The organism is Sporomusa sp. (genome assembly GCF_057736855.1).
In genome coordinates this window covers 1-12,066 of sequence record NZ_JBYKYF010000074.1, presented here as the reverse complement: position 1 = coordinate 12,066, position 12,066 = coordinate 1, and the positions used below count along the sequence as shown (strand labels likewise).

The 12,066-nt window shown below is 45.0% G+C and carries 26 protein-coding genes; all 26 read left to right on the top strand.

Annotation, left to right across the window (positions count from 1 at the left end; genetic code table 11):
* On the top strand, nt 1-282 hold a 282-nt coding region (gene rplW / locus AC29Z1_RS06935; protein ID WP_488270731.1), incomplete at its 5' end, for a 50S ribosomal protein L23.
* A gap of 30 nt (nt 283-312) precedes the next feature.
* Nucleotides 313-1,152, top strand: coding sequence for a 50S ribosomal protein L2 (rplB, locus tag AC29Z1_RS06930; RefSeq protein ID WP_488270730.1), 840 nt, complete (start codon nt 313-315; stop codon nt 1,150-1,152).
* A 74-nt stretch (nt 1,153-1,226) separates the two neighbouring features.
* On the top strand, nt 1,227-1,508 hold the full coding sequence (gene rpsS, locus AC29Z1_RS06925; protein ID WP_488270729.1) for a 30S ribosomal protein S19: 282 nt from the start codon (nt 1,227-1,229) through the stop codon (nt 1,506-1,508).
* Between the two features lie 57 nt (nt 1,509-1,565).
* Nucleotides 1,566-1,898 carry a 50S ribosomal protein L22 gene (gene rplV / locus AC29Z1_RS06920; protein WP_488270728.1) on the top strand — a complete coding sequence of 111 codons (333 nt, stop codon included), beginning with the start codon at nt 1,566-1,568 and terminating at the stop codon, nt 1,896-1,898.
* 24 nt (nt 1,899-1,922) lie between these two features.
* Nucleotides 1,923-2,597, top strand: coding sequence for a 30S ribosomal protein S3 (gene rpsC / locus AC29Z1_RS06915; protein ID WP_488270727.1), 675 nt, complete (start codon nt 1,923-1,925; stop codon nt 2,595-2,597).
* Nucleotides 2,597-3,073 (top strand): 50S ribosomal protein L16, encoded by a 477-nt coding sequence (gene rplP / locus AC29Z1_RS06910; protein ID WP_488270726.1) that lies wholly within the window; start codon nt 2,597-2,599, stop codon nt 3,071-3,073. Before rpsC ends, rplP begins: the two co-directional genes overlap by 1 nt.
* Nucleotides 3,063-3,260: a 50S ribosomal protein L29 gene (gene rpmC, locus AC29Z1_RS06905; protein WP_488270725.1), complete on the top strand. Its 198-nt coding sequence runs from the start codon at nt 3,063-3,065 to the stop codon at nt 3,258-3,260. Before rplP ends, rpmC begins: the two co-directional genes overlap by 11 nt.
* A 43-nt stretch (nt 3,261-3,303) precedes the next feature.
* Complete coding sequence (gene rpsQ / locus AC29Z1_RS06900) at nt 3,304-3,564, top strand: 30S ribosomal protein S17 (protein ID WP_488270724.1); 261 nt, start codon at nt 3,304-3,306, stop codon at nt 3,562-3,564.
* Between the two features lie 82 nt (nt 3,565-3,646).
* Nucleotides 3,647-4,015: a 50S ribosomal protein L14 gene (gene rplN, locus AC29Z1_RS06895; RefSeq protein WP_488270723.1), complete on the top strand. Its 369-nt coding sequence runs from the start codon at nt 3,647-3,649 to the stop codon at nt 4,013-4,015.
* 19 nt (nt 4,016-4,034) lie between these two features.
* Complete coding sequence (gene rplX / locus AC29Z1_RS06890; RefSeq protein WP_488270722.1) at nt 4,035-4,373, top strand: 50S ribosomal protein L24; 339 nt, start codon at nt 4,035-4,037, stop codon at nt 4,371-4,373.
* 30 nt (nt 4,374-4,403) lie between these two features.
* A complete protein-coding gene (gene rplE / locus AC29Z1_RS06885) occupies nt 4,404-4,946 on the top strand; it encodes a 50S ribosomal protein L5 (RefSeq protein WP_488270721.1) in 543 nt (180 codons plus the stop codon).
* Between the two features lie 60 nt (nt 4,947-5,006).
* Nucleotides 5,007-5,192 carry a type Z 30S ribosomal protein S14 gene (locus AC29Z1_RS06880; protein ID WP_488270720.1) on the top strand — a complete coding sequence of 62 codons (186 nt, stop codon included), beginning with the start codon at nt 5,007-5,009 and terminating at the stop codon, nt 5,190-5,192.
* A gap of 33 nt (nt 5,193-5,225) precedes the next feature.
* Nucleotides 5,226-5,624 carry a 30S ribosomal protein S8 gene (gene rpsH / locus AC29Z1_RS06875; protein ID WP_488270719.1) on the top strand — a complete coding sequence of 133 codons (399 nt, stop codon included), beginning with the start codon at nt 5,226-5,228 and terminating at the stop codon, nt 5,622-5,624.
* A gap of 23 nt (nt 5,625-5,647) precedes the next feature.
* Nucleotides 5,648-6,199 carry a 50S ribosomal protein L6 gene (rplF, locus tag AC29Z1_RS06870; protein WP_488270718.1) on the top strand — a complete coding sequence of 184 codons (552 nt, stop codon included), beginning with the start codon at nt 5,648-5,650 and terminating at the stop codon, nt 6,197-6,199.
* A gap of 38 nt (nt 6,200-6,237) precedes the next feature.
* Nucleotides 6,238-6,606 (top strand): 50S ribosomal protein L18, encoded by a 369-nt coding sequence (gene rplR, locus AC29Z1_RS06865; RefSeq protein ID WP_488270717.1) that lies wholly within the window; start codon nt 6,238-6,240, stop codon nt 6,604-6,606.
* 17 nt (nt 6,607-6,623) lie between these two features.
* Nucleotides 6,624-7,124: a 30S ribosomal protein S5 gene (gene rpsE, locus AC29Z1_RS06860; RefSeq protein ID WP_488270716.1), complete on the top strand. Its 501-nt coding sequence runs from the start codon at nt 6,624-6,626 to the stop codon at nt 7,122-7,124.
* A 13-nt stretch (nt 7,125-7,137) separates the two neighbouring features.
* Nucleotides 7,138-7,323, top strand: a complete 186-nt coding sequence (gene rpmD / locus AC29Z1_RS06855) for a 50S ribosomal protein L30 (protein ID WP_488270715.1) — start codon at nt 7,138-7,140, stop codon at nt 7,321-7,323.
* A 47-nt stretch (nt 7,324-7,370) separates the two neighbouring features.
* Entirely contained in the window at nt 7,371-7,811 is a 441-nt protein-coding gene (rplO, locus tag AC29Z1_RS06850) for a 50S ribosomal protein L15 (protein ID WP_488270714.1), read from the top strand.
* Nucleotides 7,812-9,068, top strand: coding sequence for a preprotein translocase subunit SecY (gene secY, locus AC29Z1_RS06845; RefSeq protein ID WP_488270713.1), 1,257 nt, complete (start codon nt 7,812-7,814; stop codon nt 9,066-9,068).
* Nucleotides 9,069-9,080: 12 nt separating this feature from the next.
* The gene (locus tag AC29Z1_RS06840) at nt 9,081-9,734 is read left to right on the top strand and encodes an adenylate kinase (RefSeq protein ID WP_488270712.1); all 654 of its coding nucleotides are present in this window, start codon (nt 9,081-9,083) and stop codon (nt 9,732-9,734) included.
* Complete coding sequence (gene map, locus AC29Z1_RS06835; RefSeq protein ID WP_488270711.1) at nt 9,731-10,477, top strand: type I methionyl aminopeptidase; 747 nt, start codon at nt 9,731-9,733, stop codon at nt 10,475-10,477. The genes AC29Z1_RS06840 and map overlap by 4 nt, the downstream gene beginning before the upstream one ends.
* A gap of 13 nt (nt 10,478-10,490) precedes the next feature.
* The gene (locus tag AC29Z1_RS06830; protein ID WP_488270710.1) at nt 10,491-10,793 is read left to right on the top strand and encodes a KOW domain-containing RNA-binding protein; all 303 of its coding nucleotides are present in this window, start codon (nt 10,491-10,493) and stop codon (nt 10,791-10,793) included.
* 3 nt (nt 10,794-10,796) lie between these two features.
* Complete coding sequence (infA, locus tag AC29Z1_RS06825) at nt 10,797-11,015, top strand: translation initiation factor IF-1 (protein WP_488270709.1); 219 nt, start codon at nt 10,797-10,799, stop codon at nt 11,013-11,015.
* 91 nt (nt 11,016-11,106) lie between these two features.
* The gene (gene rpmJ / locus AC29Z1_RS06820) at nt 11,107-11,220 is read left to right on the top strand and encodes a 50S ribosomal protein L36 (RefSeq protein ID WP_028971919.1); all 114 of its coding nucleotides are present in this window, start codon (nt 11,107-11,109) and stop codon (nt 11,218-11,220) included.
* A 25-nt stretch (nt 11,221-11,245) separates the two neighbouring features.
* Nucleotides 11,246-11,617 carry a 30S ribosomal protein S13 gene (rpsM, locus tag AC29Z1_RS06815; RefSeq protein WP_488270708.1) on the top strand — a complete coding sequence of 124 codons (372 nt, stop codon included), beginning with the start codon at nt 11,246-11,248 and terminating at the stop codon, nt 11,615-11,617.
* 13 nt (nt 11,618-11,630) lie between these two features.
* On the top strand, nt 11,631-12,017 hold the full coding sequence (gene rpsK, locus AC29Z1_RS06810; protein WP_488270707.1) for a 30S ribosomal protein S11: 387 nt from the start codon (nt 11,631-11,633) through the stop codon (nt 12,015-12,017).
* The last annotated feature ends 49 nt before the right edge of the window (nt 12,018-12,066 follow it).

Genomic DNA, 12,066 nt, shown 5'->3' with positions numbered 1-12,066 from the left:
AATCCACGCGACATACTTCTTAGACCTTACATTACTGAAAAAACGACAGCATTGATGGCTGAAAACAAATATACTTTTGTTGTGCCGCTTACCGCCAACAAAGTGGAAATTCGCCAAGCTGTAGAACAAATCTTTAAAGTAAAAGTCCTTGATGTTAACACTATCCGGGTAAAGGGTAAAACCAAACGGATTGGTAGACACATCGGTAAACGTTCAGACTTTAAAAAAGCAATTGTAAAACTGGCTCCCGGCGAGCGTATTGAATTCTTCGAAGGTGTATAACCATAATTTCCTAACAAAGGAGGGGCATACATGCCAGTTAAAAGTTTTAAACCATACGCTCCTGGCAGAAGATTTATGACGGTAGCCGATTTTTCGGAAATTACCGCAGATCGTCCCGAGCGTTCTTTGACCGAGCGTTTAAAAAAGCACGCTGGTCGTAACAATCAAGGCCGTTTAACTGTCCGGCATCAAGGCGGCGGCCACAAACGTCTGTATCGTCTAATTGACTTCAAACGCAACAAAGACGGTATTCCGGCAAAAGTTGCTACTATTGAATATGATCCTAACCGTTCAGCCCGCATTGCGCTTGTAAACTATGCTGACGGCGAAAAACGCTATATTATCGCTCCTAACGGTCTTAAAGTTGGCGATACCATTATGAGCGGTCCGGAAGCCGACATCAAAGTGGGTAATGCACTGCCGCTAAAGAATATGCCGGTAGGTACGTTAGTCCACAATATTGAGATGAAAATTGGCAAAGGTGGCCAAATGGTTCGTTCTGCAGGTGCTGCCGCTCAACTTATGGCTAAAGAAGGCAATTATGCACTTCTCAGACTGCCGTCTGGCGAATTGAGAAAAGTTCATATTAACTGCCGGGCTACTGTTGGCCAAGTAGGTAACCTTGAACATGAAAACATTACTATTGGTAAAGCTGGTCGTTCTCGTTGGCTGGGTATCAGACCTGCTAACCGCGGTGTTTCCATGAACCCGATTGACCATCCGCATGGTGGTGGTGAAGGTCGTTCACCTGTTGGCCGCAAACATCCGGTTACTCCTTGGGGTAAATGTGCTATGGGAACTAAAACCCGTAGAAAGAAAGCATCTGATAAGTTAATTGTTAAGAGACGCGTTAGTCGCGGTAGTCGATAATCGATAAGTCGAGGTTCGCGAGGAACTAAAAATATTTCTCGAAGTCAGCCAACATACGAAAGGAGGCTATTTAGGTGTCAAGATCCACAAAAAAAGGACCTTATGTGCATGAAAGCCTACTCAAAAAAATTGATGCGCTGAATGCCGCAAATGATAAAAAAGTTATCAAAACCTGGTCACGCAGCTCGACCATTCTACCGAGTTTTGTAGGTCATACTATCGCTGTTCATGACGGCCGCAAACATGTACCGGTATATATTACCGAAGACATGGTTGGTCACAAGCTTGGCGAATTTGCGCCAACCCGGACTTATAAGGGTCACAGCGGCTCGGAACGGACCACCGGCGTACGATAACAGGAACGACACTCTTAGCAAAAATCCGGAGATTATAAACCGGAAGGGGGTTAAATAATGGAAGCTAAAGCAATTGCCAGACATATTCGCATTGCTCCCCGTAAAATCCGCATCGTAATTGACTTAATTCGCGGCAAGAACGTGGGCGAGGCTTTTGCAATTTTAAAGCACACTCCGAAAGTCGGAGCTGAAGTTTTAGAAAAGTTATTGAAATCTGCTGTCGCTAATGCTGAGCACAACTATGACATGAATGCTGATGCACTATATATTTCTCAGGCATATGTTGATCAAGGCCCAACCTTAAAACGCATTCATCCGCGTTCTCGCGGTCAAGCGTTCAAAATTTTAAAGCGTACCAGCCATGTAACTTTGGTTGTTAAAGAAAGATAAGCTAGGACGAAGGAGGGAAATTTAGTGGGTCAAAAAGTTAATCCGCATGGTCTTCGTCTTGGCATCATCAAAACTTGGGACGCAAGATGGTATGCTGATAAAGACTATGCTAAAAATCTGCATGAAGATATCAAAATTCGTGATATGCTGAAAGAAAAACTTTTCACTTCCAATGTGTCGCAAATCATTATTGAACGTGCGGCCAACCGGGTGAAAGTAACCATTCACACTGCCAAACCTGGTATGGTTATCGGCCGTGGCGGTAGTGGTATTGAAACCATTAAAAAATGGCTTAAAGATCTTACTGGCAAAAACATTGATGTAAATATTGCCGAAATTAAGCAACCAGAACTTGATGCAACATTAGTAGCTGAAAATATTGCTGCTCAGCTTGAAAAGCGTGTTGCTTTTCGTCGCGCAATGAAACAAGCAGTAACTCGCACTATGCGTTTGGGCGCAAAAGGAATTAAAGTAATGGTTGGCGGTCGTTTAGGCGGAGCTGAAATTGCTCGTAGTGAAAGCTATCGTGAAGGCAGTATTCCTCTGCACACCCTGCGTGCCGATATTGATTATGGTACAGCAGAAGCTCACACTACGTATGGCCGTATTGGCGTAAAGGTTTGGATTTACAAAGGCGAAGTTTTGCCTGAAGCCAAAAAGACGGATGTCGCCGCTGCCGTTGAAGGGGGCGAAAACTAATGCTTATCCCAAAAAGAGTAAAACATCGTAAACAATTTCGCGGACGTATGACTGGTAAAGCCCATAAAGGCAATACCGTTTCTCATGGCGAATTCGGACTTGTTGCTCTTGAGCCAGCCTGGATTACCAACCGTCAAATCGAGGCTGCTCGTATTGCCATGACCCGTTACATCAAACGTGGCGGTAAAGTTTGGATCAAAATTTTCCCGGACAAACCGATTACTGCAAAACCTGCTGAGACACGTATGGGTAGCGGTAAAGGTTCACCTGAATATTGGGTAGCTGTTGTTAAGCCAGGTCGTGTTATGTTTGAAATGGACGGTGTGGCTGAAGAAGTAGCCCGTGAAGCTATGCGTCTGGCAGCACACAAACTGCCGATTAAAACCAAATTTGTTAAGCGGGAGGATACCGCTCATTTGGATATGGACGCACCGGGCGTCAATGCTAAACTGGGTGGTGAAATAAATGAAGGCTAATGATATCCGCGAGATGAGTGCAGCCGAACTTGACCAAACTCTGAACAAGTTGAAAGAAGAATTGTTCAACCTGCGGTTCCAACACGCAACCGGCCAATTGGATAACCCCATGCGGATTCCTGCCGTCAAGAAAACAATTGCCCGTATCAAAACCATTCAGCGTCAACGTGAACTAAAGGCCCAGTAAACTGGGGGAACAATGTTAATGAGTGAAGGGAGGCAATGCAACAGTGACTCTTGAAAGAAATGAGCGCAAGGTTCGGATTGGCAAAGTCGTAAGTGACAAAATGGAAAAAACAGTCGTTGTGGCCGTTGAACGTTTAGTTCGTCACCCGCTGTACCATAAATCTGTTAAGAAAACAGTGAAGTTTAAAGCTCATGATGAGCATAACGAAAGCCATATTGGTGATACTGTAAAAATTATGGAAACACGCCCACTGTCTAAAGAAAAACGCTGGCGTGTAGTAGAAATTCTCGAAAGAGCAAAATAATATTTATTTAACCCGCGTAAGCTGGCTTCTACTGCTCGGATGCCATGCGCAACGAGCTTCATGAGGAAGGAGGATAAGCACTATGATTCAACAGCAGACCATCCTGAATGTTGCAGACAATACCGGCGCTAAGCAAATTATGTGCATCCGCGTAATGGGTGGCTCATATCGCCGCTATGCTAACATTGGCGATGTTATCGTTGCTTCTGTTAAAGACGCTACACCCGGTGGCGTTGTCAAGAAAGGCGACGTTGTTAAAGCCGTTGTTGTTCGTTCTAAAAAAGGATTACGCCGACCGGACGGTTCCTATATCCGGTTTGATGAAAACGCCGCAGTTGTTATTAAAGAAGACAAAAGCCCGAGAGGTACACGGATATTTGGACCAGTAGCCCGCGAGCTCAGGGACAAAGATTTCATGAAAATTATCTCACTGGCACCGGAAGTTATCTAGATTAAGGAGGTGTCCTTAAGTGTCAGAAGCTCAAAAATTGCACGTTAAAAAAGGCGATAAAGTCGTCGTGCTGTCTGGTAAAGACAAAGGCAAAGAAGGCAAAATCATCGAAGCACTGCCTAAAAAAGGCAAAGTTGTGGTAGAAGGCGTAAACAAAGTAAAACGCCATACTAAACCAAGCCCCAAAACCCCACAGGGCGGCATTATCGTAAAAGAAGCACCAATTGCTTCCGCCAAAGTTATGCTTATTTGCCCAGCATGTAACAAACCTACTCGTATTAAAAAATCTCAGTTGGCCAGTGGCTCATTCGCTCGTGCTTGCAAAAAATGCGGCGAAGTTATTGATAAAGATAAGTAAAACCATTCTTTCCTGAAAGGAGGTTAACTCATGGCTTCAAGACTTAAAGAAAAATATACAAAAGAAGTAGCGCAAGCTATGATGCAGAAATTCGGCTATAAAAATGTCATGGAAATTCCCAAAGTCGAGAAAGTGGTTATTAACATGGGTGTGGGTGAAGCCGTAGGCAACCCCAAAGTTCTCGATGCTGCTGTTAATGACATGACTTTAATTGCCGGCCAAAAACCGGTTATAACCAGAGCAAAGAAATCCATTGCTGCTTTTAAAATTCGTCAAGGTATGCCGATTGGCGCTAAAGTTACCATACGTGGTGAACGGATGTATCATTTCCTTGATAAACTGTTTAACGTTGCATTGCCTCGGGTACGCGACTTCCGCGGTGTTAGCCCAAAAGCATTTGATGGACGCGGTAACTATACACTCGGTGTAAAAGAGCAATTGATCTTCCCGGAAATTGACTACGACAAAGTAGACAAAATCCGCGGAATGGATATCGTCATAGTTACTACTGCCAAGACCGATGAAGAAGCAAGAGAATTGCTGAAACTAATGGGTATGCCATTTAGTGCATAATCGAATCTGTCCATTAACGCCTTCGTAAGACGGGACAGTTACACAGAAGGAGGGAATTCGGTGGCCAAAAAGGCTTTGATTGAAAAATGGAAGAGAGAGCCTAAATTTAAGGTACGTAAGTACAACCGATGCAAAATCTGCGGACGTCCGCACGGATATATGCGTAAATTCGAAATGTGCCGGATTTGTTTCCGGGAACTGAGCTACAAAGGCGCCATTCCTGGGGTAACCAAGGCAAGCTGGTAGTAGCAGCAAGATATAGGAAGGGGGTTCTAACACATGGTAATGACCGATCCGATTGCCGATATGCTTACACGCATTCGCAACGCCAACTCGGTTTATCACGATAAAGTCGAGATTCCGGCATCGAAAATTAAACAAGCCATAGTCCAAATCCTAAAAGACGAAGGGTTTATCAAAGACTATGACATGATTCAAGATGGCAAGCAAGGAATATTACGGGTTAGTTTAAAATATGGCCCGAATCGCGAAAAAGTAATTACTGGTATTAAGCGCATTTCTAAGCCTGGTCTTCGCGTTTATGCTAAGAAAGAACAATTACCGCGCGTACTGGGTGGTCTCGGAATTGCGATTATCTCAACTTCGAAAGGCATTATGACCGACAAAGCTGCTCGCAGAGAAGGTCTGGGTGGCGAAGTAATCGCATACGTTTGGTAGTCTAGTGATACAGGAGGTGCAATATGTCTAGAATTGGTAGGACTCCCATCGCTGTTCCTGCTGGTGTTACCGTAACCATCGGCGACAGCAATGTAGTTACAGTTAAAGGTCCAAAAGGCGAACTGACCCGCCAACTCCACCCTGATATGATTATCGAGATGGAAGGCAGTGTCATCAACGTCAAACGGCCTTCAGATAATAAAGAACATCGTTCGCTCCACGGTTTGACCCGGACTTTGCTCAACAACATGGTAATTGGGGTAACACAAGGCTTCTCGAAAACCTTAGAGATTGCCGGTGTTGGCTATCGTGCTGCTAAAGCTGGTCAAAAATTGGCGCTCACCTTAGGTTTTTCACATCCGCTAGAAGTTGAGCCGCCTGCAGGTATCACCATTGATGTTCCCGCGCCTAATCGGATTGTAGTTTCCGGTGCCGACAAAGAAGCGGTTGGAGCACTTGCAGCTAAAATTCGCAGCTATCGCGAGCCAGAACCGTATAAAGGTAAAGGCATCAAATACGAAGGCGAAGTTATCCGTCGTAAAGTCGGTAAAGCCGGCGGTAAAGGCAAGAAATAAACCCATAAAAGGTAATTTAGGCGAAAGGAGTGAACACCTTGCTGCGTAAACCAAGCAAAAACATCGCGCGCCGGAAGCGGCAATTAAGAGCACGGAAAAATCTGATTGGTACTGCTGAACGCCCGCGTCTCAACGTATTTCGCAGTTTGAAGCATATTTATGCTCAGATTATCAACGATACAACTGGTACTACCTTAGTATCTGCCAGCACATTGGATAAAGAAATCAGTGCTAAAGTTGAATACGGTGGAAATATAGAAGCAGCTAAAGTTGTGGGCGAGGCAATCGCTAAACGGGCCCTCGAAAAAGGAATCACTAAAGTGGTATTTGACCGCGCCGGCTATATTTATCACGGCCGCGTGGCTGCCCTCGCAGCTGCTGCACGCGAAGCTGGACTTGAATTCTAAGAAAAGGAGGGAAATTGATGGCCAGAATTGATTACACCGGTCTTGATCTTAAAGAAAAAGTTGTATTCATTAACCGGGTTGCAAAAGTAGTTAAAGGCGGTAGACGCTTTTCTTTTAGCGCTCTGGTAGTTGTTGGTGACGGCAACGGCCATGTAGGTTTTGGTCTGGGTAAGGCTGCTGAAGTACCAGAAGCCATCCGTAAAGGCGTAGAAGACGCTAAGAAAAATCTGATAAAAGTTCCTATTGTCGGCACTACCATTCCTCACGAAATCATAGGTGTGTTTGGCGCTGGCAAAGTGCTCTTAAAGCCTGCCTCTGAAGGTACAGGCGTAATTGCTGGTGGTCCAGTTCGTGCTGTGCTTGAGCTTGCTGGCATTCATGACATCCTCACCAAATCGCTCGGTTCGTCTAATGCTAACAACATGGTTCGCGCTACTATTGCCGGCTTACGCCAACTTAAACGGGCTGAAGAAGTTGCCAGCCTGCGTGGCAAAACAGTTCAGGAACTGTTGGGCTAAGGAGGAAAGAGACATGGCTAAAATTAAAATTACACTTATCCGTAGCCTGATTGGTAGACCAGAAGATCAACGCGCAACCGTTAAAGCTTTAGGTCTCAAAAAAACCAACAGCTCGGTTATACAGGAAGATAATGCAGTAATTCGAGGTATGGTTCGCAAAGTAGAACATCTCGTTACTGTAGAACAAGTAGCTGAATAAATACAAACTGGCAATAACCAATATATTAGTTCAAGGAGGTGCTGTTAATGAAATTACATGAATTAGCTCCAGCGCCTGGTTCAAAAAAAGTTCGCACCCGTGTAGGTCGTGGTCTTGGCTCCGGTCTTGGCAAGACTTGCGGTAAAGGTCACAAAGGTCAAAAGGCTCGTGCTGGCGGCGGTGTGCGTCCTGGTTTTGAAGGCGGCCAAAAGCCTTTGTACTTAAGATTGCCCAAGCGCGGTTTCACCAATATATTCGCTAAACAATACAGCGAAGTGAATGTAGCTGAGCTCAACCGCTTTGACAATGGTACGGTGGTTGATCTTGCGGCTTTGGTAGAAGCCGGTGTAATCAAAAAAGTGCTTGACGGTGTTAGAATCTTAGGCAATGGCGAACTCACCAAGGCTCTAACAGTAAAAGCCAATGGCTTTACTAAGTCGGCCGCTGAAAAAATTCAAGCAGCCGGCGGTTCAGTCGAGGTGATTTAATTGCTGGCAGGGCTCTCGAACGTGTTAAAGATTACTGAACTGAGGCAAAAGGTAGTATTTACCTTAGTTATGTTCTTGGTATTCAGATTAGGTACACATATTCCGGTACCAGGTGTGAATGCTTCAGTTATCGAGGAACTGTTTACTCAAGGTAATCTGTTTGGGCTTCTGGATATGTTTGCAGGTGGTGCTCTTAGTAAGTTCTCTATTTTTGCGATGAGCATAACGCCCTATATCAATGCTTCGATTATTATGCAGCTACTTACCGTAGTTGTACCCAAATTAGAGCAATGGTCCAAAGAAGGAGAAGAAGGTCGTAAAAAAATCACTCAGCTTACTCGCTATGGTACTGTTGTCCTTGGTTTTATCCAAGCACTTGGTATGGCATTTGGCCTAAAAGTCGCTATGATTAACCCCGGGTTTGGTTCCATCTTGTTGGTGGCACTTACCTTGACTGCAGGAACTACGTTCTTAATGTGGGTGGGTGAACAAATAACCGATAAAGGAATTGGAAACGGTATCTCGCTGATTATCTTTGCAGGTATCGTATCAGGACTGCCGCGAGGCATCTACACTATTTTCGAGTATTTTCGTGCCGGAACAGTTGGCATATTTAGTTTGCTATTGTTCCTTATAATTGCATTGGCCATGATTGTATTTGTTATTGCAATCCAGCAAGGTCAACGCAGAATCCCGGTTCAGTATGCTAAACGAGTGGTTGGCCGGAAAATGTATGGTGGTCATTCTACTCACATCCCGCTAAAAGTAAATCAAGCGGGCGTTATTCCCGTAATCTTTGCGTCATCTGTGCTGATGTTCCCAGTAACCATTGCTCAGTTTATTGATGTGCCCTGGGTAAAAACGGTGGCAGGGTGGTTTGCGTGGGGCACGCCGATACAAACCGTCTTGTATGCGCTTTTAATCGTGTTCTTCACGTATTTCTACACTGCGGTTACTGTGAACATATCAGATATGGCAGAGAACATGAAAAAACACGGCGGCTTTATCCCTGGCATCAGACCGGGTAAACCTACCGCCGATTATTTAGACCGGATTATGACCAGAATTACCCTGGCCGGATCCATATTCTTGGCCATCATTGCCATACTGCCGAACTTCATTGGAGCCATAACGAATATCCAGGGAGTGTATTTTGGCGGTACAGCTCTGCTCATTGTAGTAGGCGTGGCATTAGACACTATGAAGCAAATTGAGGCGCTGGTGCTCATGCGTCACTATCAAGGCTTCATGAAGTAGGAGGTAGTGGTCATGTTTATTCTGTTAATGGGCCCGCCGGGTGCTGGGAAAGGCACCCAGGCGGCCAAACTGGTAGAGAAATTCAAAATCCCTCATATTTCAACTGGAGATATGTTCCGGGCAGCAGTCAAAGAAGGTACTGAGCTTGGAAAACAGGCTAAAGCTTGCATGGATGCAGGCGAGCTTGTGCCTGACAGTGTTACTATCGGTATTGTCAAAGAGCGTTTGGCGAAAGAGGACTGCAAATCAGGTTTTATTCTTGACGGTTTTCCGCGTACTACTGTTCAAGCCGAAGCGCTTGACCGAACGCTGGCAGAACTTGATATCAAGCTTGATCGGGTTATTAATATTACGGCTCCGAATTCCGAATTGGTTAGCCGTATGACTGGGCGTCGGATTTGCAAAACCTGCGGTGCTACCTACCATGTAACATTCAATGCTCCCCAAAAACCAGGTATTTGCGACAAATGCAATGGTGAACTGTACCAACGGGCTGATGATACGGAAGCAACTGTAGTTAACCGCCTAGAAGTATATCAAGAACAGACTCAACCGCTGATTGAGTATTATCAGGATAAGGGGCTGTATACTGAGATCAATGGACTTCAGCCTATTGATAAGGTACTGAATGATATTGTCAACAGTTTACGGGGCGGACAAATATGATTATCTTAAAATCACAAAGGGAACTTAATTACCTGCGTGATGCTGGGCGAATAGTGGCAGAAACGCTTGAAGAAGTAAAAAAAGCGGCAAAACCGGATGTCACTACGCTTGACCTTGACAGGATTGCCGAGGACTACATTAGAAGCAAAGGTGCAAAACCGGCTTTTAAAGGCTATAATGGATTTCCAGCTACCATTTGCGCTTCAGTAAATGAAGAGGTAGTACATGGCATTCCTGGATTAAAAAGGTTGAAAGATGGAGATAATGTAAGTATTGACATTGGCGCTTTCATCAATGGTTATTTTGGTGATGCTGCGATAACCATAGCCATCGGTGAAGTAGATGCTGAGGTTGAAAGGCTTATCAAAGTTACCGAGCAGTCGTTATATAAAGGTATTGAACAAGCTATAGTAGGTAATCGTTTAGGCGATATCTCCTATAGCATTCAATCCTACGCTGAGGGGCATGGATTTGGTGTTGTGCGCGACTTTGTCGGGCATGGCATTGGCAGAAACATGCATGAAGACCCGCAAGTACCTAACTATGGGCTTCCCGGACGCGGCCCGCGATTAAAAGCTGGTATGACATTAGCAATAGAGCCTATGATTAACGCAGGGACCCATGAGGTCAAGACCTTGAGCGATAATTGGACAGTAGTGACTGCTGACGGCAAGCGTTCTGCCCATTTTGAACACACCATTGCCATTACGCCTGATGGTCCGGAAATATTAACAAAATTGTAGGAGGAGACGGCTTGTGCCAGATGGAACTATCGACCTTGGGCACATTGTGATATCATCAGCAGGACGTGATGCTGACCACGCCTATGTGGTAATAGGGTGGTATAAGCCGCAAACTCTTCTGGTAGCAGACGGACGTGGACGTAAAGTCACCAATCCAAAAAAAAAGAATGTCAAACATGTAAGAAGGCTTTCTATTGCTAATCATCTGACGGAAGCATTAGCAAGTGGTAAACCCATCACTGATGAAGATATCCGTCAGGCGCTCGCCCAAACGAGGCGGCCGGATAAGCTGTTAAAAGCGGACGAGGAGGAATAGCTCATGTCCAAACAAGATGTCATTGAAGTAGAAGGTACGGTCATTGAGGCTTTGCCTAATGCAATGTTCCAGGTAAAATTGGAAAACGGTCATGTTGTACTGGCGCATGTATCAGGGAAAATTCGCATGAACTTTATCCGAATTTTGCCTGGTGATAAAGTGACTATTGAACTTACACCGTACGATCTGAAACGTGGCCGTATTACCTATAGGTTTAAATAGCTTGTGTTCGTGGGTTCGTAAGTTCGTTAGTCAAGTGGATGAACGAACGCGGACTGGCGAGCTGGCGGACGCACGATAAGGAGGTTTAATCATGAAAGTAAGGCCATCAGTTAAGCCTATATGTGAGAAATGCAAAATCATTAAACGGCATGGCCGGGTAATGGTGATTTGCGAAAATCCCAAACATAAACAAAAACAAGGCTAAAAAGAGTGAGGGGGTGGATTAATACATGGCACGTATTGCCGGTGTAGACTTACCGCGTGATAAACGCATAGAAATTGCTTTAACATATATTTATGGTATTGGATTGACCTTATCAAAAGAAATACTCGCCAAGACAGGAATCAATCCAGATACCAGAACTCGGGATCTAACCGAAGAAGAAGTTGCTAAATTACGTGAAATCATTGACAAAAACTATCAAGTAGAAGGCGACCTTCGTCGGGAAGAAGCTTTAAACATTAAGCGGCTCATTGAGATCGGCTCATATCGTGGCAAGCGACATCGTATGGGACTTCCTGTACGCGGTCAGCGTACCAAGACTAATGCCCGCACTCGTAAAGGCCCGAAACGTACTGTCGGCGCTAAAAAGAAAAAGTAAGGAGGGGTAACCTTTGGCTCAAAAGAAAGCTGCAAGACCAAAACGTAAAGAACGTAAAAATATAGAACATGGTGTTGCTCATATCCGTTCGACTTTTAATAACACCATTGTCACCATTACAGATACCAGAGGCAATGCCATTTCCTGGGCAAGCGCTGGCGGACTGGGCTTTAAAGGTTCACGGAAAAGCACACCGTTTGCTGCTCAAATGGCGGCCGAAACCGCTGCTAAAGCTGCCATGGAACATGGCCTGAAACAAATTGAAGTATTTGTAAAAGGTCCTGGATCAGGCCGCGAAGCGGCTATCCGCTCCCTTCAGGCTGCTGGCCTTGAAGTGAATATGATTAAAGACGTAACAACCAGTCCGCACAAGGGATGCCGTCCACCAAAAAGAAGATGAGTTTAGGACAGGGGAGGTGTTTGGTAAGAATGGCAAACTATACAGGACC